The 20,019-nt window shown below is 66.4% G+C and carries 21 protein-coding genes; 15 read left to right on the top strand and 6 right to left on the bottom strand.

Translation table 11 applies throughout. The annotated features are described in order from the left end of the window. Positions 1 to 9 precede the first annotated feature (9 nt). The 6 genes from ftsA (at position 10) to ACZ2IA_RS00715 (ending at position 4,949) form a co-directional block, all read left to right on the top strand. Positions 10 to 1,248, top strand: coding sequence for a cell division protein FtsA (gene ftsA / locus ACZ2IA_RS00740; RefSeq protein ID WP_470290639.1), 1,239 nt, complete (start codon positions 10 to 12; stop codon positions 1,246 to 1,248). A gap of 66 nt (positions 1,249 to 1,314) precedes the next feature. After that, positions 1,315 to 2,499 (top strand): cell division protein FtsZ, encoded by a 1,185-nt coding sequence (gene ftsZ / locus ACZ2IA_RS00735; protein ID WP_470290638.1) that lies wholly within the window; start codon positions 1,315 to 1,317, stop codon positions 2,497 to 2,499. Between the two features lie 101 nt (positions 2,500 to 2,600). Then, positions 2,601 to 3,512, top strand: a complete 912-nt coding sequence (gene lpxC / locus ACZ2IA_RS00730) for a UDP-3-O-acyl-N-acetylglucosamine deacetylase (protein WP_470290836.1) — start codon at positions 2,601 to 2,603, stop codon at positions 3,510 to 3,512. A 54-nt stretch (positions 3,513 to 3,566) separates the two neighbouring features. Continuing rightward, entirely contained in the window at positions 3,567 to 3,749 is a 183-nt protein-coding gene (locus tag ACZ2IA_RS00725) for a hypothetical protein (RefSeq protein ID WP_470290637.1), read from the top strand. Between the two features lie 10 nt (positions 3,750 to 3,759). Then, a complete protein-coding gene (gene moaC, locus ACZ2IA_RS00720) occupies positions 3,760 to 4,239 on the top strand; it encodes a cyclic pyranopterin monophosphate synthase MoaC (RefSeq protein ID WP_470290636.1) in 480 nt (159 codons plus the stop codon). Continuing rightward, positions 4,236 to 4,949 carry a ParB-like protein gene (locus tag ACZ2IA_RS00715; RefSeq protein WP_470290635.1) on the top strand — a complete coding sequence of 238 codons (714 nt, stop codon included), beginning with the start codon at positions 4,236 to 4,238 and terminating at the stop codon, positions 4,947 to 4,949. Before moaC ends, ACZ2IA_RS00715 begins: the two co-directional genes overlap by 4 nt. 84 nt (positions 4,950 to 5,033) lie before the next feature. On the opposite strand, the gene ACZ2IA_RS00710 is transcribed toward ACZ2IA_RS00715, so the two are convergent. The 3 genes from ACZ2IA_RS00710 to ACZ2IA_RS00700 form a co-directional block, all read right to left on the bottom strand. Next, the gene (locus ACZ2IA_RS00710; RefSeq protein ID WP_470290634.1) at positions 5,034 to 5,390 is read right to left on the bottom strand and encodes a 5-carboxymethyl-2-hydroxymuconate Delta-isomerase; all 357 of its coding nucleotides are present in this window, start codon (positions 5,388 to 5,390) and stop codon (positions 5,034 to 5,036) included. A 48-nt stretch (positions 5,391 to 5,438) separates the two neighbouring features. Further along, a complete protein-coding gene (locus ACZ2IA_RS00705; protein WP_470290633.1) occupies positions 5,439 to 6,332 on the bottom strand; it encodes a DMT family transporter in 894 nt (297 codons plus the stop codon). A 67-nt stretch (positions 6,333 to 6,399) separates the two neighbouring features. Continuing rightward, positions 6,400 to 6,900: a CNP1-like family protein gene (locus ACZ2IA_RS00700; protein ID WP_470290632.1), complete on the bottom strand. Its 501-nt coding sequence runs from the start codon at positions 6,898 to 6,900 to the stop codon at positions 6,400 to 6,402. A 146-nt stretch (positions 6,901 to 7,046) separates the two neighbouring features. On the opposite strand from ACZ2IA_RS00700, the gene ACZ2IA_RS00695 reads away from it, so the two are divergent. From ACZ2IA_RS00695 to ACZ2IA_RS00660, 8 genes are all read left to right on the top strand, one after another. Next, positions 7,047 to 7,277, top strand: coding sequence for a sulfurtransferase TusA family protein (locus tag ACZ2IA_RS00695; RefSeq protein ID WP_470290631.1), 231 nt, complete (start codon positions 7,047 to 7,049; stop codon positions 7,275 to 7,277). A gap of 38 nt (positions 7,278 to 7,315) precedes the next feature. Beyond that, positions 7,316 to 8,344: a dihydroorotase gene (gene pyrC, locus ACZ2IA_RS00690; RefSeq protein ID WP_470290630.1), complete on the top strand. Its 1,029-nt coding sequence runs from the start codon at positions 7,316 to 7,318 to the stop codon at positions 8,342 to 8,344. Positions 8,345 to 8,973: 629 nt separating this feature from the next. Next, a complete protein-coding gene (locus ACZ2IA_RS00685; RefSeq protein ID WP_470290629.1) occupies positions 8,974 to 10,590 on the top strand; it encodes a peptide ABC transporter substrate-binding protein in 1,617 nt (538 codons plus the stop codon). A gap of 198 nt (positions 10,591 to 10,788) precedes the next feature. Further along, positions 10,789 to 11,709: an oligopeptide ABC transporter permease OppB gene (oppB, locus tag ACZ2IA_RS00680; protein ID WP_470290628.1), complete on the top strand. Its 921-nt coding sequence runs from the start codon at positions 10,789 to 10,791 to the stop codon at positions 11,707 to 11,709. A gap of 10 nt (positions 11,710 to 11,719) precedes the next feature. Then, entirely contained in the window at positions 11,720 to 12,634 is a 915-nt protein-coding gene (locus ACZ2IA_RS00675) for an ABC transporter permease subunit (protein WP_470290627.1), read from the top strand. A 10-nt stretch (positions 12,635 to 12,644) separates the two neighbouring features. Beyond that, complete coding sequence (locus ACZ2IA_RS00670) at positions 12,645 to 13,643, top strand: oligopeptide/dipeptide ABC transporter ATP-binding protein (RefSeq protein WP_470290626.1); 999 nt, start codon at positions 12,645 to 12,647, stop codon at positions 13,641 to 13,643. After that, a complete protein-coding gene (gene oppF, locus ACZ2IA_RS00665; RefSeq protein ID WP_470290625.1) occupies positions 13,636 to 14,634 on the top strand; it encodes a murein tripeptide/oligopeptide ABC transporter ATP binding protein OppF in 999 nt (332 codons plus the stop codon). The genes ACZ2IA_RS00670 and oppF overlap by 8 nt, the downstream gene beginning before the upstream one ends. 738 nt (positions 14,635 to 15,372) lie before the next feature. Then, positions 15,373 to 16,497 (top strand): methyltransferase, encoded by a 1,125-nt coding sequence (locus ACZ2IA_RS00660; protein ID WP_470290624.1) that lies wholly within the window; start codon positions 15,373 to 15,375, stop codon positions 16,495 to 16,497. Between the two features lie 243 nt (positions 16,498 to 16,740). Here the strand turns inward: ACZ2IA_RS00660 and ACZ2IA_RS00655 are convergent, their stop codons facing one another. Together ACZ2IA_RS00655 and ACZ2IA_RS00650 are read right to left on the bottom strand one after the other, a co-directional pair. Beyond that, positions 16,741 to 17,364: a LysE family translocator gene (locus ACZ2IA_RS00655; protein WP_470290623.1), complete on the bottom strand. Its 624-nt coding sequence runs from the start codon at positions 17,362 to 17,364 to the stop codon at positions 16,741 to 16,743. A 192-nt stretch (positions 17,365 to 17,556) separates the two neighbouring features. Next, a complete protein-coding gene (locus ACZ2IA_RS00650; protein WP_470290622.1) occupies positions 17,557 to 18,348 on the bottom strand; it encodes a tRNA threonylcarbamoyladenosine dehydratase in 792 nt (263 codons plus the stop codon). Between the two features lie 152 nt (positions 18,349 to 18,500). On the opposite strand from ACZ2IA_RS00650, the gene ACZ2IA_RS00645 reads away from it, so the two are divergent. Further along, the gene (locus ACZ2IA_RS00645; RefSeq protein ID WP_470290621.1) at positions 18,501 to 18,995 is read left to right on the top strand and encodes a universal stress protein; all 495 of its coding nucleotides are present in this window, start codon (positions 18,501 to 18,503) and stop codon (positions 18,993 to 18,995) included. Between the two features lie 124 nt (positions 18,996 to 19,119). Here ACZ2IA_RS00645 and ACZ2IA_RS00640 read toward each other — a convergent pair whose 3' ends face one another. Continuing rightward, a complete protein-coding gene (locus ACZ2IA_RS00640; protein WP_470290620.1) occupies positions 19,120 to 19,881 on the bottom strand; it encodes a TlyA family RNA methyltransferase in 762 nt (253 codons plus the stop codon). Positions 19,882 to 20,019: the final 138 nt, after the last annotated feature.

Genomic DNA, 20,019 nt, shown 5'->3' with positions numbered 1-20,019 from the left:
GAGCGACAGGTGAGCAAACCGAAGGAAAGCAAGAACATGTTGGTGGGGCTGGACATCGGCACCTCGAAGATCGTAGCGATCGTCGCCGAGGTGCTGGAAGAAGGCCAGATCAACATCGTCGGCATGGGCCAGACCCCGTCGCGCGGCCTGAAGCGCGGCATGGTGGTCAATATCGAGTCCACCGTGCAGGCGATCCAGCGTGCGCTGGAAGAGGCCGAGCTGATGGCCGACTGCAAGATTCACGAGGTGTTTACCGGCATCGCCGGCAGCCACATCAAGAGCGTGAACTCGCACGGCATGGTGGCGATCAAGGACCGTGAGGTCACCCAGATGGACATCGACCGGGTGATCGAGACTGCCCGCGCGGTGACCATCCCGCCGGATCACCAGGTGCTGCACATCCTGACCCAGGAATACAGCATCGACGGTCAGGAAGGCGTGCGCGAGCCGCTCGGCATGAGCGGCGTGCGGCTGGAGACCCGGGTGCACATCGTCACCGGCGCGGTGTCGGCGGCGCAGAACGTCGGCAAGTGCGTGCGCCGTTGCGGCCTGGAGGCGGCCGACCTGGTGCTGCAGCCGATGGCGTCGGCGATGTCGGTGCTGTCCGAGGACGAGAAGGATCTGGGCGTCTGCCTGATCGACATCGGCGGCGGCACCACCGACATCGCGGTGTACACCAACGGCGCGATCCGCCACACCGCGGTGATCCCGATCGCCGGTGACCAGATCACCAGCGATATCGCGATGGCGCTGCGCACCCCGACCAAGGAGGCCGAGGACATCAAGATTCATCACGGCGTGGCGCTGGTCAGCTTGACCGAGCCGGGCCAGATGATCGAGGTGCCGGGCGTCGGCGAGCGCGGTCCGCGCCAGATGTCGCGTGTGACGCTGGCCGAGGTGATCGAGCCGCGCGTCGAAGAACTGTTCCAGCTGGTGCAGCTCGAGCTGCGCCGCTCCGGCTTCGAGGAGCTGCTGTCGTCGGGCGTCGTGCTGACCGGCGGCGCCGCGCTGATGCCGGGCATGGTCGAGCTGGCCGAAGAGGTGTTCCACCTGCCGGTGCGGATCGGCGTGCCGAAGTACGTCGGCGGCCTGTCGGAAGTGGTGAAGAACCCGCGCTTCTCGACCGGTGTCGGCCTCTTGCTGTACGGCAAGGACCAGACGCAGATCCAGGTGGGTCCGAAATTGGAGGGGGGCAGCATCGGTTCGCTGTTCTCCAAGATGAAAGCATGGTTTGCCGGCAATTTCTGAGCCGTCGGTGAATTTCGGGTAACGGGGCTCGGATGTGAAAGCTCAGTTCGAACGAGGAGAGTGAAGATGAGCATGGTATTCGAAGTAATGCAGGAGACCGCCCAAGAGGCTGTCATCAAGGTGATCGGCGTCGGCGGCGGCGGCTGCAACGCGATCGACAATATGATCGAAGGCACGCTGCGCGGCGTCGAGTTCATCTGCGCCAACACCGACGCGCAGTCGCTCAAGCGCAACCGCGCCTCGATCCGCCTGCAGCTGGGCACCACGCTGACCCGTGGCCTCGGTGCCGGCGCCAATCCGGAAGTCGGCCGCAACGCCGCGCTGGAAGACCGTGAGCGGATCGCCGACGCGCTGCGCGGCGCCAATATGGTGTTCATTACCGCCGGCATGGGCGGTGGTACGGGTACAGGGGCTGCGCCCGTTGTTGCCGAAGTCGCCAAGGAACTGGGCATCCTCACCGTCGGTGTGGTGACCCGGCCGTTCCAGCACGAAGGCAAGCGCCAGAACGTGGCGCAGGCCGGCATCGAGGACCTGAAGAAACACGTCGACTCGCTGATCGTGATCCCGAACGACAAGCTGATGGAAGTGCTCGGCGACGACATCACCATGCGTGAGGCGTTCCGCGCCGCCGACGACGTGCTGCGCGGCGCCGTGGCCGGCATCGCCGAAGTGATCACCTGCCCGGGCCTGATCAACGTCGACTTCGCCGACGTGCGCACCGTGATGAGCGAGATGGGCCTGGCGATGATGGGCTCCTCGCACGCCGAGGGCATTGACCGTGCCCGCGTCGCCGCCGAACAGGCGGTGGCCAGCCCGCTGCTCGACAGCATCACCCTCGACGGCGCGCGCGGCGTGCTGGTGAACATCTCGACCGCGCCGGGCTGCCTGAAGATGAGCGAATACCGCGAGATCATGGGCATCGTGCGTCAGTATGCCGACGACGACGCGCAGATCAAGTTCGGTACCGCCGAAGTGGAAGACATGGCCGAAGACGCGATCCGCGTGACGCTGATCGCCACCGGCCTGGGCGCGAAGAAGCCGCAGCGCGACGAGCGTCCGGACTACATCAAGATCGTCAAGACCGGCACCGACGACCGTCCGGTCGAAGTGATCGACTACAACGACCTGGATGTGCCGGCGGTGATGCGCCAGAGCGGCCGTCGTTCGGCGCCGCTGTCGACCGACTTTTCCAACCCGGAGGTGAGCGAGTCGTACGATATTCCGGCGTTCCTGCGCAAGCAGGCAGATTGATAGCTATGCGCTATTAGATGGCTTGCGGCAATCAATAAATTGCCGGATTGTGCTGTGTTAATATCAGCGTATCCGTCTTATTGCCAGTCGCGAACACCATGATTCTGCAGCGCACGCTATCCCAGCCGATCAGTGCCACCGGCGTAGGTCTTCATTCCGGCGAGCGGGTATTGCTCGTGATGAAGCCGGCCGACCCTGATGCGGGCATCACTTTCCGCCGAACCGACCTGCCCGAGCCGGTCGATGTGAAAGTGCAGCCTTCGCTCGTGAACGACACGCGTCTCTCCTCGACGCTGGTAACCGATACCGGCGTGCGTGTCGGCACGATCGAGCACCTGATGTCCGCGATTGCCGGGCTGGGTATCGACAACCTGTTGATCGAAGTGATGGCGGCAGAGATTCCGATCATGGATGGCTCTGCCGCGCCGTTCATCTATCTGCTGCAAAGCGCCGGCATCGTCGACCAGGCGGTGCCCAAGCGCTTCATCCGCATCCTGAAGCCGGTCGAAGTCGTCGAAGGCGACAAGTGGGTGCGGCTCGCGCCGCACAACGGTTTCAAGGTGACGCTGTCGATCGAGTTCAACCACCCGGCGTTTAACCAGGCGCCGCAGACGGTCGAGATCGACTTCGCCAACCATTCCTATATCGAGGAAATCAGCCGCGCTCGTACCTTCGGCTTCATGCACGAGGTCGAGTACATGCACAGCCACGGGCTGGGCCTGGGCGGCAGCCTCGACAACGCGATCGTGATCGACGACGAGTACGTGCTCAACCCCGAAGGGCTGCGCTTCCCGGACGAGTTCGTGCGCCACAAGATTCTCGACGCGATCGGCGACCTGTACGTGATCGGCCACCCGCTGATCGGCGCGTTCTCCGGCCACAAGTCCGGCCACGCGATGAACAACAAGCTGCTGCGCCAACTGATTGCCACGCCGGACGCCTGGGAATACGTCAGCTTCACCGACCCGGCCGACGCCCCGTCGAGCTTCCACCGCCTGCCCGAGGTGAAGTAGAGCGCCTTATGGAACAGATCGCAGCCGCCTTGGCGGCCCCAAAGGTGCTCTAACATGTTCTGGCTGCTGCGGATGTGGTTATTGGCGGTGATTCTGATCGTCGGCTGGGCGATGACCTGCTATATGCTGACCCGCAACCGCGATTATCTGTACCGAGCCCGGCTGGCGATCCGCTGGTCGAGCTATTTCGTCGGCCTGGTGGCGCTGTTTTGGGTCGCCCGGCGCTTCTTGCTGTAAGGAATTCCCGATGCCCGAACTGACCCATTTCGACGCCACCGGCCAGGCCCATATGGTCGACGTCGGCGCCAAGGCGGAAACCGCGCGCCGCGCGGTGGCCGAAGGCTATATCCGCATGCTGCCGGCCACCTTCGCGCTGGTGCAGGCCGGTGGCCACAAGAAGGGCGATGTGCTCGGCATCGCGCGGCTCGCCGCGATCATGGCGAGCAAGCGCACCGCCGACTTGATCCCGCTGTGTCACCCGATCGCGCTGACCCGGGTGGCGGTGGAGCTTGAGCTGCTCGAGGCCGCCCACGCGGTGCGCATCGAGGTGACCGCCGAGACGGTCGGCAAGACCGGGGTGGAGATGGAAGCGCTGACCGCGGTCAACGTCGGCCTCTTGACCATCTACGATATGTGCAAGGCAGTCGACCGTGGCATGGAAATCGGCGGCGTGCGCCTGCTGGAGAAAGAAGGCGGCAAGTCCGGCCACTGGAAGGTCGAGGCGTGATCCGCGTCGCGCTGGCGCTGCTGCTTGGGCTTTCGGCCAACCTTGCGTTGGCCGAAGACTTGCCGGCGTGCACGCCGGACAGCGCGGTCGGCAGCCGCTGCATGGTGGAACTGGAGCAGTTGCGCCCGACCCAGCCCGGCGTCGGCCTGCTACAGGTCGCCGACGAGCGCACCAAGCTGGCCAAGCGGGCCAAGAAGGACTCGGCCGACGAGTTCCAGCGCTACCTGATCAAGAAGCGCATCCCGCTGGTGATCGGTCCGGACGGCGGCCTCTACCTGGTCGACCGCCACCACCTGAGCCGCGCGCTGTGGGACAACGGAGTGCGTCATGCGCCGGCGGTGGTCGAGGGACGGCTCGCCGATGCCGCCGACTTCTGGCCGACGATGCAGGCACGCCACTGGGCATGGCTGAAGGACGAACACGGCAAGGCGATCGCCCCGGCGACGCTGCCGGCCTCGATCGCCGCCTTGCCCGATTACCCGTACCGCTCGCTGGCCGGCTACGCCGAGAACGCCGGCCTGTTCCGCAAGGACGGCCAGGTGTACTTCATCGAGTTTGCCTGGGCGCAGTACCTGGGCGAGAAACTCGGCTGGCGCGCCGTCGAGCGTGGCTCGCTGTCCGCCACGCTCGACGCGGCGCGTGGCGCAGCCTGCGCGCCGGCGGCGGCCGCTCTGCCCGGTTACCCCGGTCCGGCCTGCCCGGTGCATTGACGTCGTTGTCGCATGAACAAGGCCCGCCGAAGCGGGCCTTTTCTTTTCGGCCAACGTTGGCCGAGTCGGCGGGCGCGGCTGGGGTCACAGCACGCGCTTGGCGTAGCTGTCCTTGTCCAACTCCCTCACTTCCACCGATACCTGCAGCGGCCGTTGTGCGGTCTCGTCGAGTTCGGCCTCGGCGCTGGCCAGCAGCGCCTCGGCCAGCTGCCGGCGTACCTCGAGCGTCCGGCCCGACAGCAGCGCCACCTCGATATGCACGAAGCGGTCGGGGGCGCCATCGCCGACCAGCACGGTGTCGAGCGCGATCGCGCGGCTCTTGATGTCGGTGACGCTGAACAGGCCGCTGGCGATCAGCGTGCGGTTGAGCGCCTTGAGCAGCGCGCGCGGCGCGAAATCGTCGGCGAGCTCGGTGCAGTATTCGACGGTGAGGTGCGGCATCGGTCCATCTCCTTGTGGCGACAGCGGTGGGATTCGTTCCGGGACGGGTCAGCAATCGCGCAGGTCGGTCAGCGCGGTGCGCTGCGGGTCGGCCTCGCGGCTGATCAGCAACACCGCGAGCAGGATCAGCGCGCCGCCGGCGAGCTGGCTCGCCGACAGCGCCTCGCCGAGCAACGGCCAGGCCAGCGTCAGCGTCACCAACGGCTCCAGCGTCGACAGCACCGCGGCGCGCGCAGCGCCGATCTTGCCGAGGCCGGCGAGGAACAGCGCCAGCGCGACCACGGTGCACAATAGCGCCATCCCCAGTATGGCCGCCCAGCCGTGCCAGCTCGCCGGGCCGTGAAAGCCCTCGCCCGCGACCAGCGCGCCGTTGCTGGCGGCGGCGGCGAGGATCACCACCGCGGCGTTGGGCAGTGGCGGGCCGTTGCTGGCGAAGCGGCTGCCGGCTAGGATGTACAGCGAATAGACCAGTGCGGTGGCGAGGCCGAGCACCAGACCGAGCGGCTGGGTCGACAGGTCCTGGCCGACGGTGATCGCGAGGCCGGCGAGCGCCAGCAGCAGCGCGACCAGGCGCCGACGGGTGAGCGTCTCCTTCAGCCACAGCGTCGACAGCAACAGCACCACCGCCGGGTACAGGTAGAACAGCAGCGCCACCGTGCCGGCCGAGGCGAAGTGCAGCGCGTTGAAGTAGCACAGCGAGCTCGCGGTATAGCCGATCCCGCCCATCAGTAGCAGCGCGACGAGGGTGCGGCCGCGCGGCCACGGCTGGCGCTGCCAGAGCAGCCAGGGCAGCAGCAGGGCGCCGGCCAGGAAGAAGCGCAGGAACAGCAGCGTGCCGGCGCTGACGCCGTCGGCGTAGGCGTAGCGGGCCAGGATCGCCATGCTGCCGAAGGCGGCGGCCGAGGCGAGCACCTGCAGGGAACCGGTCAGACGGGTCGACATGATGGTGGGGCGTGGGGCAAAAGCGGCATTGTCGCCGAGCTTCAACGGTCTGTCATGAAGGGTGTGCTTACTGTTTCGGCGCCGCGCGCAGCAGGGCGACGGCGGTGTCGGCGTCCTTCGGCGTGCCGCTGGCGTCGCACAGAATGGTGCGCAGCTGGGTGTGCAGCTGGTCGGGGATCTTCCGCCAGTCGGGCTTCAGCGAGGTGATCCAGCGCTTGTTGACGGTATCGCCGAAGGCGTAGGTCTTGAGCCGCCGTTCGTTGCAGCGCAGCCCCTCGACGCTGAGGTTGTCGACGCCGGCCGGGCTCTTCACCTGCAGCACGTAGCGGATCACCCGGTCGGTATCGATGGTCAGGCTCTTGGCGTCGATTGCCGCCTGGTTGGTGAAGGTGTTGCTGACGTAGAAGCCGGTCCAGTCCGCCTGGGCCGGAAACGCGGGCAGCGCGGTGTCTTTCTCCTGCCAGGGCGCCTCGTCGTCGAAGGCGTAGTTGGAGTTTCGGAACGTGTCCTTGGCGTAGCCGGTCAGGGCCAGCAGCGACAGGACGGTCGCGGCGATCAGGCGTTTCAAAGGCGTCTCCCGTAGATCGGTCCGGTTGGGGCTTCGTGGCCCACCGGCGTACAATGGCAACCATCCATTCTAACGCGATTGACCGGGTCGGCTGCCGTTTTGGCCCGCCGGTCCGTCGCCGCCCGCCATCCAGAGGTATTTCGGCCATGCAGACCGACCAACGACTCGACCTTTCCGGGCTCAATTGCCCGCTGCCTATCCTGCGCGCGAAGAAGGCGTTGTCCGGCATGGACAGCGGGACGGTACTCGAGGTGATCGCTACCGACCCGGGCGCGCCGCGGGACTTCGAGGCCTTCTGCCGCCAGACCGGCAACGCGCTGCTCGAGTCGGGCACCACCGCCGAGGGCAAGTTCCGCATGGTGCTGCGGCGCAAGTGATATAACATAACGTATTGACTGTCTACCGAGGTAATACCGTGCAACTGACCCTGATCCGCCCCGACGACTGGCACCTGCACCTGCGCGACGGCCACGTGCTGTCGGCGGTGCTGCCCGACACCTGTCGCCAGATGGGCCGCGCCATCGTGATGCCGAACCTGAAGCCGCCGGTGACCACGCTGGCGCAGGCGGCCGCCTACCGCGAGCGCATCCTCGCGGCCCGTCCGGCCGGCTCGCGCTTCGAACCGCTGATGACGCTGTACCTGACCGACAACACCCCGGCGAGCGAAATCCGTGCCGCCAAGGCATCCGGCATCGTGCACGGGGTGAAGCTGTACCCGGCCGGCGCGACCACCAACTCCGACCACGGCGTCACCAGCATAGCCCGTGCGATGCCGGCGCTCGAGGCGATGGCCGAGGTGGGCCTGCCGCTGTTGGTGCACGGCGAGGTGACCGACGCCGAGATCGACATCTTCGACCGCGAGGCGGTGTTCATCGACAAGGTGTTCGAGCCGCTGATCCGCCGGCTGCCGGAATTGCGCGTGGTGTTCGAGCACATCACCACCAAGGACGCCGCCGAGTACGTGGCGAGCGGTTCGGCCAACGTCGCCGCCACGGTGACCGCGCACCACCTGTTGATGAACCGCAACGCGCTGTTCGTCGGCGGCATCCGCCCGCACCACTACTGCCTGCCGGTCCTCAAGCGCGAGCTGCACCGCCAGGCGCTGGTGAAGGCGGTCACGTCCGGTTCCGACCGATTCTTCCTCGGCACCGACAGCGCGCCGCACGCCCGTGGTGCCAAGGAAGCGGCCTGCGGCTGCGCCGGCATGTACACCGCGCACGCGGCGATCGAGCTGTACGCCGAGGCGTTTGAGGCGGCCGGCGCGCTCGACAAGCTCGAGGCGTTCGCCAGCCTGAACGGCCCGGCGTTCTACCGCCTGCCGGTTAACAGCGACACGATTACGCTGGTCAAGGAGCCGCAGACGGTCGCCAACGAGCTTGCCTACGGCGAGGAAGTGCTGGTGCCGCTGCGTGCCGGTGAATTGATCGGCTGGCAACTGCGTTAAACGCCGTTGATCCATCGTGAAACGCCCGCGGGAAGCGGGCGTTTTGCCGTCCTCTCTCCCCGGCTCGTGACACAGGTCGTCCCAATCTCGGCGTGGCTGGTGTTGTTAATTGGCCTCGTCGCCACCGAGACGATATGGCGGGTCGGAGGCGACGGATCGCAGCGCGGCCATGCGCCGACCGCCGGCGCGGCGCCGGGGGCCGGCTTGGTGATGCGATAGCGCCCGGCAGAGCGGGAGCCGCGGGCAGTGGTATTGACGATGTTGTCGATCAGGCTTGGTTTCGTGGCCGGATTTGACGCAACTGGTCCGCTCGCGATGGCGGTCGCGGTGAGCCGGTCGGCGCGATCGCTCCGGCACGGGGGGGAGATCCCGGACGCATACTCGCGGTTGGAAAATCGCGGCAAACGGCTTAAGCATGATTTTCTCGACCCCGAGCTACCGTAAAACCGTCAAAAAAATTTGCTAGGGCGCGGCGGCAATTCTTGCCGAGGAGCTTGAACAGCGAAAATTCCCCTGCGCATAATGCGCTACCACTTGTATCCAATCGAGTGGATGCAAATCAGCACTGGTTTATGGGGCGGAAGACCCCGCCCCGGCCGGTGACGAGAACATAGAGGGAGATTCGCAAAATGCAAAACAAGACTACGCTGCACGTGCTCGCCGCCTCGCTGACCCTGGCCTTCGCCGCCGGCAGCGCCTTCGCCGCCAAGATTCCGTCCGGTGTCCAGCTGGACGCCCGCCAGGAACTGGTGCGCAACAACGCCTCGGAAACCGAGACCCTCGACCCGGCGCTGGCCGAGTCGGTCGGCGCCAACAACATCACCCGTGACCTGTTCGAAGGCCTGACCGCCACCAACGCCGACGGCGTGGTCGTGCCGGGCGTGGCCGAGAAGTGGGAACAGAAAGACCCGACCACCTGGGTGTTCCACCTGCGCAAGAACGCGCTGTGGTCGAACGGCGACCCGGTGGTGGCCGGCGACTTCGTCTACGGCTGGCAGCGCTTCGTCGATCCGAAGACCGCCTCGTCCTACGCCGCGACCTACGGCATCTTCATCCTGAACGGTCAGGAGATCACCGAAGGCAAGAAGCCGGTCGCCGAACTGGGCGTGAAGGCGCTCGACAAGTACACGCTGGAAGTGAAGACCCCGTACCCGGTCGCCTTCATGCCGGACCTGGTGTCCAACCTGAACCTCGGCCCGGTCAACAAGGCGGTGGTCGACAAGTACGGCAAGGAGTGGACCAAGCCGGGCAAGATCGTCAGCAACGGCGCGTTCATGCTGAAGGACTGGCAGGTCAACAGCAAGCTGATCATCGAGAAGAACCCGAAATACTGGGACGTGAAGAACGTCCAGCTGAGCCGCGTCACTTACCTGCCGGTGGAAGACGAGAACACCGACGTCAAGCTGTTCCAGTCCGGCCAGAACGACCTGGTCTACCAGCTGCCGGCCGGCAGCTTCGCCAAGTACCAGCAGGAATTCCCGAAAGAGATCAAGAACGCGCCGATGCTCGGCCTGCGCTATTACTCGTTCAACAACAAGGACCCGTTGCTGAAGGACGTGCGCGTGCGCAAGGCGCTGACGATGGTCATCGACCGTGACGTGCTGGCGCAGAAAGTCACCGCCGACGGCCAGCTGCCGTCGTACGGCGTGATCGTGCGCGGCGTCAAAGGCGCCGACGTGACCAGCTACGAGTGGTCGAAATGGCCGATGGCCAAGCGCGTCGAGGAGGCCAAGAAGCTGCTGGCCCAGGCGGGCGTGAAGCCGGGCACCAAGCTCAAGTTCACCTACAACACCAGTGAATACCACAAGAAGATGGCGATCTTCGCCGCCTCCGAGTGGAAGACCAAGCTGGGCCTCGACACCCAGATGGACAGCCTGGAATTCAAGGTGCTGCTGAAGAAGCGCCACGACGGCGACTACCAGATCGCCCGCAACGGCTGGGTGGCCGACTACAACGACGCCACCACCTTCCTGACGCTGGTGCAGTGCGGTTCGAGCCAGAACGACAACGGCAACTGCAACCAGAAGGCCGAAGACCTGATCAAGCAGGGCAACGAGACCCAGGACGTGGCCAAGCGCAAGGCGCTGCTGACCCAGGCTGCGAAGCTGGTGATGGACGACTACCCGATGCTGCCGCTCTTGCAATACACGCTGCCGCGCCTGGTGAAGCCGTACGTCGGCGGTTACTCGTTGAAGAACCCGATGGACCGCTATCGCAGCAAGGACCTGTACATCGTCAAGCGCTGAGCGCTTGAGGACGTAACGGTCGGAGGCCACAAGCCTCCACTGAGATAGAGGCGGGCGCCGGCGTTGCCGGCGGCCAGCCTGAACTTGACGTAATGTCGGCCTGTCGTGGGTTCCCACCCGCCCCTCACGAGGGGGCGGGTTTCTACCGGTGCGCGTGCACCGGGGGGCGTACGGCGATGGCCGACCGGAGTAACGCCCATGTGGTCCTATACTTTCCGCCGCGTGCTGATGACGATCCCGACGCTATTGCTCGTCATCACCGTCTGCTACCTGATGCTGCACGCCACCCCCGGCGGCCCGTTCGACGGCGAACGCAAGCTGTCCGCCGCGGTGCTGGCCAACCTGCAGGCCAAATACCATCTCGATCTGCCCTTGTGGCAGCAATACCTCTACTACCTGAAGAGCCTGCTCGACGGTGATCTGGGCGCCTCGTTCCGTTACGCCGACTGGAGCGTCAACGACCTGGTGGCCAAGGCCCTGCCGGTATCGCTGTCGATCGGCGGCGGCTCGCTGTTGATCTCGATCTTCCTCGGCGTCGCCCTCGGCATCATCGCCGCGCTGCGCCAGAACAGCCTGGTCGACTACCTGGTGATGCTGATCGGCAACATCGGCAGCGCCTTCCCGTCGTTCGTGATCGGCCCGGTGCTGATCCTGGTGTTCGCGATCTGGCTGCGCTGGCTGCCGGCCGGCGGCTGGGACGACTTCCGGCTCGGCTACATGGTGCTGCCGATGACGCTGTTGACCTTCATCAACATCTCGACCATCGGCCGGGTGATGCGCGGCAGCCTGATCGAGGTACTGAACAGCAACTTCATCCGCACCGCCCGCGCCAAGGGCCTGGGGCTGTCGACCATCGTGTTCCGCCATGCCCTGAAGCCGGCGCTGATGCCGGTGGTGTCGGTGATCGGCCCGCTGGCGATCTCGTCGATCACCGCCGCGGTGGTGACCGAGTCGGTGTTTTCCTTGCCGGGGATCGGCAAGCTGATCGTCAACGGCGCGGCCAACCGCGACTACACCCTGGTGCTGGGTCTGGTGGTGCTGGTGACCGTGGTGGCCGTGCTGCTCAACCTGTTGGTCGACCTCGCCTACGCGCTGCTCGATCCGAAAATCCGTTACTGAGGCGACCGACATGTTCCGTAGCAAACAATCCACCCTGGCCGACGCACTGTCGGCCAACCTCGCCGCCGCGCCGGTCGAGGGCCGCAGCCCGTGGCGCGACGCGCGCGAGCGCTTCCTGCGCAACAAGGCCGCCGTGGTCAGCCTGGTGCTGCTCGCCCTGATCACGCTCGCCTGTGTGTTCGGGCCGTTCTTCCTGCCGCACACCTACGAGGACACCGACTGGGACGCGATGAGCATGGCGCCGACCCTGCAGCACTGGCATTTGTTCGGCACCGACGAGCTGGGCCGCGACCTGCTGGTGCGCTGCCTGATCGGCGGGCGCATCTCGCTGATGGTCGGCTTCCTCGCCACCCTGACCTCGGTGATCCTCGGCATCGTCTGGGGCGCCACCGCCGGCTTCCTCGGCGGCAGGGTCGACTCGCTGATGATGCGCTTCGTCGACATGATGTACGCGGTGCCCTACCTGCTGATCGCGATCCTGATGGTCACCCTGCTCGGCCGCGACTTCTACCTGGTGGTGCTGACCATCACGGTGTTCTCGTGGATGGACATGGCGCGCGTGGTGCGCGGCCAGACGCTGTCGATCAAGTCCAAGGAGTACATCGAGGCGGCGCGCGCGATCGGCGTGTCGACCACCAGCATCATCTTCCGCCACGTGGTGCCCAACCTGCTCGGCATCGTGGTGATCTACACCACCGTGACGGTGCCGGGCGTGATCCTGACCGAATCGGTGCTGTCCTTCCTCGGCCTCGGGGTGCAGGAGCCGATGACCAGCTGGGGCGTGCTGATCCAGGACGGCACCGGGGTGATGGAGTCCACCCCGTGGATCCTGCTGTTCCCGGCCGGCCTGCTGTCGATCACCCTGTACTGCGCCAACTACATCGGCGACGGCATGCGCGATGCGCTTGACCCGAAGGATCGTTGAGGAGAACCCCATGAGCCTGTTGAAAGTAAGCAACCTCGGGGTCCAGTTCCAGACCAACGATGGTGTCGTCAGCGCCGTGAACGGCGTGAACTTCGAACTGGAACGCGGGCAGACGCTCGGCATCGTCGGCGAGTCCGGCTCCGGCAAGAGCCAGACCGTGCTGGCGATGATGGGCCTGTTGGCCAAGAACGGCCGCACCAGCGGCGAGGCGCTCTACAAGGGCCAGAACCTGCTGACGATGAGCCCGCGCGAGCTCAACCGCATCCGCGGCGACCGGCTGTCGATGATCTTCCAGGACCCGATGACCTCGCTGAATCCGTACCTGACGGTCGAGCGGCAGATGACCGAGGTGCTGCAGCTGCACAAGAATATGACCCGCCGCGCGGCGAAGAAGCGCGCGATCGAATTGCTCGAAGCGGTGCGCATCCCGGAAGCGGCGCGGCGCATCGACATGTACCCGCACGAGTTCTCGGGCGGCATGCGCCAGCGCGTGATGATCGCGATGGCCTTGCTGTGCGAACCGGAAGTGCTGATCGCCGACGAGCCGACCACCGCGCTCGACGTCACCGTGCAGGCGCAGATCCTGCAGCTGTTGAAGGACCTGCAGCGCGACTTCGGCACCGCGATCGTGATGATCACCCACGACCTCGGCGTGGTCGCCGGCCTGTGCGAGCGGGTGATGGTGATGTACGGTGGCCGCGTGATGGAGCAGGGCGTCGCCGACAGCCTGTTCTACCAGCCTAGCCACCCGTACACGATCGGCCTGTTGGGCGCCTTGCCGCGCCTCGACCACGACGGCAGCGAGCTCGTGAGCATCCCCGGCAACCCGCCGAACATGGCGCAGATGCCGAAGGGCTGCCCGTTCTCGGAGCGCTGCGGTCACGCCAGCGCCCGCTGCAGCACCGACCTGCCGGCGCTGCTGCCGAGCACCCACGACGGCCGGGTGCTGCGCGCTTGCCACAAGTCTGCCCATGAACTGATCGACATCCGCGAGGTGGCCCATGCCTGATCACGCCCAACAACCGCTGCTGTCGGTCCGTAACGCCAAGGTGCATTTCCAGGTCAAGGGCGGCAAAGACTGGCCCTGGACGCCGAAGAAGAAGCTGAAGGCCGTCGACGGGGTCAGTTTCGACCTCTACCCCGGCGAGACGCTCGGCGTGGTCGGCGAGTCCGGCTGCGGCAAGTCGACGCTGGCGCGCTCCATCCTCAACCTGATCCCGGCCACCGACGGCGAGATCGTCTGGATGGGCAAGGACCTGCGCAAAGGCTCCGAGCGCGACTGGCTGCACGTCCGCCGCGACATCCAGATGATCTTCCAGGACCCGCTGGCGTCCTTGAACCCGCGCATGACCATCGCCCAGATCATCGGTGAGCCGCTCAAGGTGCACCGCCCCGAGCTCACCGACGCCGAGGTGCTCAAGCGGGTCAAGACGATGATGAGCAAGGTCGGCCTGCGCGAGCAGATGATCAACCGTTACCCGCACGAGTTCTCGGGCGGGCAGTGCCAGCGCATCGGCATCGCCCGCGCGCTGATCCTCGAGCCCAAGCTGATCATCTGCGACGAGCCGGTGTCGGCGCTCGACGTATCGATCCAGGCGCAGATCATCAACCTGCTGAAGGAACTGCAGCGCGAGATGGGCCTGGCGCTGATCTTCATCGCGCACGACCTGGCGGTGGTGAAGCACATCTCCGACCGCATCCTGGTGATGTACCTGGGCCGCGAGATGGAGCTGGCCGAGAAGCAGGCGCTGTACGCGAAGCCTAGCCACCCGTACACCCGTGCGCTGCTGTCGGCGATCCCGATTCCGGACCCGCGGCTTGAGCGGAGCAAGACCATCCAGATCCTGCAGGGCGACCTGCCGAGCCCGATCAACCCGCCGTCGGGCTGCGTGTTCCGCACTCGCTGCCCGCAGGCGGTGGGACGGTGCGCCGAGGAGGTGCCGAAGTTGCGGCAGCTGGGCGCGCAGACGCAGACGGCTTGCCTGTTGGCCGAAGCCTGAGAGTTGGGTTTGTTTATGTGAAGCGCCCCGCGATGCGGGGCGTTTTTGTTGGTGCTTGTCCTCGTTGTTCGTGGATGCGGGGAGTGTGTGGACCGACGCTCATACTGTTCTTTCGGCCAACGTTGGGTTGAGCTGCTGCAGCGCCGGTCCCGCCCGGCGGGGCGGCCTACTTTCTTTGCTTCGCCAAGATAAAGTAGGCAAAAGAAGGCGACCCCGACGACGCCGGCCCGCTGTCGCGGGCTGCCCTGCGGGCGCCACGGCCAACGGGCGGCTGCGCAACTCGCGCCGGCGTTGCCGGCACTCGGACAGTGCTCGCCGACACCCCCCGTTGGCCGCGCCGTCCTCGGCGGCGTCGATGGGGGATGGGTGGCTCTTGGCTGCGTTGGTGGTGCTGTCGGGTTTGGAAAAGCGGGAGTGGTGGGGGCAAGAGCGGTGCTTGTGGATAAAACCGGCGGCTGGCGGTTTCTGTGGATAAGTCCCAAACTTGGCCGATGGTTGTCGCCATCGTTCGGCCAACTTCGCGCGGTCAAATGCAAACTCCCTCCGCTGTCATATTCGGCAGGCCCGCCTTGCACTTTGCGCCTGAGACCGCCACCATGGCCGCTAAATCTGGGCGGACCTTGGTCGCGCCCCATTCCTACTTACCGATTGTCACTCTGCCATGCGTTTGAATCTCTTGTTTCCGAAGGTGGCCAAGCGGCCATGCCATGCCGTATCCCCGTGGTGGAAGGTGTCGCCGTGAGTGACTATCCGCTGATCAGCTGGACCGAAGACGGCGAAGCCCGTTCTGCCCGGTGGCGCTCGGAAAGCGCGACTCCGCCGCCCAAGCGCGTAGTGATCGCCGACGACCGCATCACCGCCGACGCCGCCTATCGGCTGGCCTGCGAGGGCACCGCCTTGCTGTGGCGCGGCGATTTCCAGAATGCCCGCCAGCTGCTAACGGCGCTGGCGCGACGCGTCGACCGCAAGCCGCGCAAGCCGCCGGCGTCGTCGCCGACCGATGCCTTCAATAAGCACCGCATGGTGCAGGTGCAGCGCGCCCGCATCCTGGGGATGCTGCTGCTGCCGTTCGAGGCCGATCACAGCATTCCATTACGCCGGGCTCCCGATGCACGGCAGGCCTGCACGGAGGCCTACGGACCGGGAGACGTGCCCTACGTGGCCTCGCTGCGCGAGCTGCTCGGTTTGATCGGCGCGCACGAGTGGCGCAAGAAGGGCGTCGAGATCCCGGCGCTCGGCGACCGCATCCACCCGCATTACGGCGTGTTCGCGCCGGTGCGCGGCGAGTACGTGGCACTGGTGGCCGAGGCGCCGTTGCCCGCGACGACGTTGGCCTTCGACATCGGTACCGGCACCGGCGTGCTGGCCGCGGTACTGGCACGCCGGGGCGTGGCGCGGGTCGTCGCGACCGATCAGGATCCGCGTGCGCTGGCCTGCGCCCGCGAAAACCTCGTCCGGCTCGGCTTGACCGAGCGGGTGGAGGTGGTCGAGGCGGATCTGTTCCCGGAAGGGCGGGCGCCGCTGGTGGTCTGCAACCCGCCGTGGCTGCCGGCGCGGCCCAGCTCGCCGATCGAGTACGCGGTGTACGACCCCGAGAGCCGCATGCTGCGCGGCTTCCTCGGCGGCTTGGCCGCGCATCTGGAGCCGGGCGGCGAGGGCTGGCTGGTGCTGTCGGACCTGGCCGAACACCTCGGGCTGCGCTCGCGGGACGAGTTGCTGGCGGCCTTCGACGCGGCGGGCTTGAAGGTGGTCGACCGGCTGGATGTCAGGCCGCAGCATCCGCGTGCCAACGACGCCGACGACCCGCTGTTCGCTGCGCGCTCCGCCGAGGTGACGTCGCTCTGGCGCCTCGCGGTGCGCTGATCGCCCGCGTATTTCATGTGAAAGAGCCTGGTGCGCGCTGCGTACCGGGCTCTTTGTTCTTGGTCGGGTGGGACCGACAAGACTGTTTCCGGCACCAAGGTTGGCCGAAAGGGGCGCCTGGGCGCTATTCCATTCCGGGGGCTTCGCTTCCGCCCGTCCAGAAACAACAATGCCCAGACCGCGATCGATCTGGGCATCTGGTAGAGCCGCTGACCTGTAATCAGAAGGTCGAGGCTAGGCTACTCAGCCGTACAGCAGTGCCGACAGGGCCGTACCGATAAAGAACACCCCGGTCACCCCGTTGAACAGCTTCTTGCCGCGCACCGAACGCAGGAAGGTGTTCACTGCCTTCGCGGCGCTGCCGTAGCCGAGCTTGCACGCCACGTCGACCACCGTCCAGCTCACCACCATCACCAATAGCTGCGCGCCGATCGAGCGGTGCGCGTCGATGAACTGCGGCAGGAAGGCGATGAAGAACAGGATGTCCTTCGGGTTGCTGATGCCGAGCAGGAAGGCGCGGCGGAACAGCGTGATCGGGCGCGAATTCGGCAGCGCCGACTCGTCGGTGGTGATGCCGCTGGTGACGCGGGTCAGCAGCGACTGCACGCCCAGCCAGATTAGGTAGGCCGCGCCGGCGTAGCGAGCGATGTTGAACAGCAGCGGCGACGACACGATCAGCGCGCCGAGGCCGAGCGCCGAGACGATCAGCAGGATCAGCGACGCGGAGACGCCGCCGGCGATGCCCGGCAGCGAGCGTTTCAGGCCGAAGTTGATCACGTTCGACACCATCAACAGCGACAGCGGCCCCGGTATCACGATCACGACAAAAATGGCGGCCACGTATACGAGCCAGACGTCGATGCCCACGCTGCGATTCCTTTTGTTTGAGGAAATGGAAAACATTTCCGAAGACGAGTGACAGGGTAATCGCAGCGGCGGCAAATGGCAATCCGGGGCGGCGGACGGTACTCGGCTGACGGGTGCGTAGAATGGAAAAGCGTGGCCGAGCCGGCAGCAGCGCGGTTCGGCCACGCTTTTCCCTGTCTGGTAACGCGCCGTTCAGGCCTTCTGGCGTGCGGGTTTCGCCAGCGTTTTCAGCACCTCGGCCGCGGCGAACAGGCCGAAGCTGGCGGTCACCGCCATGCTGGCGCCGAAGCCGCCGCAGTTGAGCCCCTGCGGGGCGGCGTCGATATCGCAGGCGGCGCCGTTCTGCGGCCAGGTCAAGGGCTCGGTCGAGTACACGCACGGCACCTGCAGCTTCTTGCCCGCCTCGCGCGGGAAGCCGTGGTGGCGGCGCAGGTTGTAGCGCAGCTTGGACAGCAGCGGGTCTTCGGTGACCGCGCCCAGGTCGGCGACGCGGATCCGCGCCGGGTCCATCTGGCCGCCGGCACCGCCGGAGACGATGAAGCGCTGGCGGCGCTTCACGCACCAGGCGGCCATCGCGGTCTTCACCCGCACGCTGTCGATCGCGTCGACCAGGTAGTCGTAGCCGCCGCCGAGCAGTTCGTCGAGGTTGTCGACGGTGACGAAGTCCTCGATCAGGGTGAGCCGGCAGCTCGGGTTGATCGCGAGCACCCGTTCGGCCAGCACTTCGACCTTGGCGCGGCCGAAATGCGGGTCGAGCGCCGGCAGCTGGCGGTTGACGTTGGACTCGGCGACGTTATCGAGATCGATCAGCGTCAGCGCGCCGACGCCGCTACGCGCCAGCGCTTCGACCACCCACGAGCCGACGCCGCCTACGCCGACGATGCCGACGTGGGCGGCCTGGAAGCGGGCCAGCGCCGCGTCGCCGTACAGGCGGGCGACGCCGCCGAAGCGGCGGGCGAGATCGGCGTCGTGCGGGGTGCTCATCAACGTAACATCCTGAAAAATCAAGGGGCGAAGCATAGCGCAAGCGTCCGCGCTCGCCAAGCGTGCGCCGGGTCAATGCCTGCGAGCGTACTCTCCACGCGGGGCCGCGTGGCGGTGTACGCTGGAAGAAGGATCACAGGAAGGAGGCGGACATGTACCGACACATCGTGGTGGCGCTCGACGGCAGTCACTGCGCCGACCGGGCACTCGACCAGGCGATGGCGCTGGCCAAGCTCAGCGACGCCCGGCTGACGTTGCTGCACATCGCCAATCTGCGCGACCTGGCGGTGGAAAACGTCCAGCTGTTCGACAACAGCCGGCTGCACGAGATGGCGCGGGCGCGCGCCGACGCGATCCTCGACGAGGCCGAGGAGAAGGTGCGCGCGCACGGCGTGAGCCAGGTGGAGCGCTTCGTCGGCGAAAGCTGGGACGGCGGGCATGAGATGGCGCGGTCGCTGGTCGGCTTCGCCACCGAACACGCCGCCGACCTGATCGTGCTCGGCACGCACGGCCGCAGCGGGCTGATGCACCTGCTGCTCGGCAGCTTCGCCGAGACGGTGCTGCAGCACAGCGCGGTGCCGCTGTTGATCGTGCGCGGCGTCAGCGACGAGGCGCACGAGCACAGCCACAAGCGGCCGGTGATGTAGCTCGTTTGGGCTACGGAAGCACACGGAAAGACGGAAAAAGGCGCCCGTTCCGTTTCATCCGCTGAAGAGGAGCGAGTCGCTGACCCTTGCAGGGTCGGTGTGTCCTGCTTCCGTGGCGAAACCGTCATTCCACGCGCTGCGCGAACACGAAGAACTCGCGGTTGCCATCGCCGCCGGTGATCGCGCTGTCGAACCAGCCGCGCACCGTCATTCCCTCGGCGGCGACCGCGTCGCGGATCTTGCGCTCCACCCCGGCGTACAGCCGCTCGTCCTTGACGATGCCGCCCTTGCCCAGGCCCTCGCGGCCGACCTCGAACTGCGGCTTCACCAGGCTCAATAGATAGCCGCCCGGTTTCACCAGCGGCAGCGCCGACGGCAGGATCAGCGTCAGCGAGATGAACGACACGTCGCAGACCATCAGGTCGAACAGCGCGCCGTCGTTGGCGGCGAGCAGCGCCGCGTGGTCGAGCGCGCGGCCGTTCACCCCCTCGAAGTAGCGTACCCGCGCATCGTCGCGCAGCTGCTGCACCAGCTGGTCGTGGCCGACGTCGACGCCGACCACCCGCGCGGCGCCGGCCTGCAGCGCGCAGTCGGTGAAGCCGCCGGTCGACTGGCCGACGTCGAGCACATGAAAGCCGTCGATCGTGAGCCCGGCGTCGGCCAGCGCGCCGGCCAGCTTCAGCCCGCCGCGCGACACGTAACGGTCGGACGGGTCGGGCGTGATGGTCAGCCGGGCGTCGGCGGCGAGCTTCTGGCTAGCCTTGGCGAGCGGGATCAGCGTGCCGGCCTGCTCGACGAACACCCGGCCGGCGGCGATCAACTGCTGCGCGGCGGTGCGCGATGCGGCAAGTCCTTGTTCCACTATCAATAAATCGGCACGGGTCATGGCGGGGGTCCGGGAGGCGGCGAAAACGGCGGCTAGGGTGTCGCGACGGGCGGCGGCTGTCAAGCGCGCGGGTTTACAGCCGGCGGCCAATGATGATAGCCTGAATAAGTAAATCAGAGTTTGATTATTTTCTATAGT

It is taken from the genome of Crenobacter sp. CS_VA4 (genome assembly GCF_055597485.1).
This window is presented reverse-complemented; position numbering and strand designations above follow the sequence as displayed.

Coding starts and splice junctions, on each gene's coding strand:
- ftsZ (WP_470290638.1), top strand. CDS start 1,315: ATGAGCATGGTATTCGAAGTAATGCAGGAGACCGCCCAAGAGGCTGTC.
- ACZ2IA_RS00725 (WP_470290637.1), top strand. CDS start 3,567: ATGTTCTGGCTGCTGCGGATGTGGTTATTGGCGGTGATTCTGATCGTC.
- moaC (WP_470290636.1), top strand. CDS start 3,760: ATGCCCGAACTGACCCATTTCGACGCCACCGGCCAGGCCCATATGGTC.
- ACZ2IA_RS00710 (WP_470290634.1), bottom strand. CDS start 5,390: ATGCCGCACCTCACCGTCGAATACTGCACCGAGCTCGCCGACGATTTC.
- ACZ2IA_RS00705 (WP_470290633.1), bottom strand. CDS start 6,332: ATGTCGACCCGTCTGACCGGTTCCCTGCAGGTGCTCGCCTCGGCCGCC.
- ACZ2IA_RS00695 (WP_470290631.1), top strand. CDS start 7,047: ATGCAGACCGACCAACGACTCGACCTTTCCGGGCTCAATTGCCCGCTG.
- ACZ2IA_RS00685 (WP_470290629.1), top strand. CDS start 8,974: ATGCAAAACAAGACTACGCTGCACGTGCTCGCCGCCTCGCTGACCCTG.
- oppB (WP_470290628.1), top strand. CDS start 10,789: ATGTGGTCCTATACTTTCCGCCGCGTGCTGATGACGATCCCGACGCTA.
- ACZ2IA_RS00675 (WP_470290627.1), top strand. CDS start 11,720: ATGTTCCGTAGCAAACAATCCACCCTGGCCGACGCACTGTCGGCCAAC.
- ACZ2IA_RS00670 (WP_470290626.1), top strand. CDS start 12,645: ATGAGCCTGTTGAAAGTAAGCAACCTCGGGGTCCAGTTCCAGACCAAC.
- oppF (WP_470290625.1), top strand. CDS start 13,636: ATGCCTGATCACGCCCAACAACCGCTGCTGTCGGTCCGTAACGCCAAG.
- ACZ2IA_RS00650 (WP_470290622.1), bottom strand. CDS start 18,348: ATGAGCACCCCGCACGACGCCGATCTCGCCCGCCGCTTCGGCGGCGTC.
- ACZ2IA_RS00645 (WP_470290621.1), top strand. CDS start 18,501: ATGTACCGACACATCGTGGTGGCGCTCGACGGCAGTCACTGCGCCGAC.
- ACZ2IA_RS00640 (WP_470290620.1), bottom strand. CDS start 19,881: ATGACCCGTGCCGATTTATTGATAGTGGAACAAGGACTTGCCGCATCG.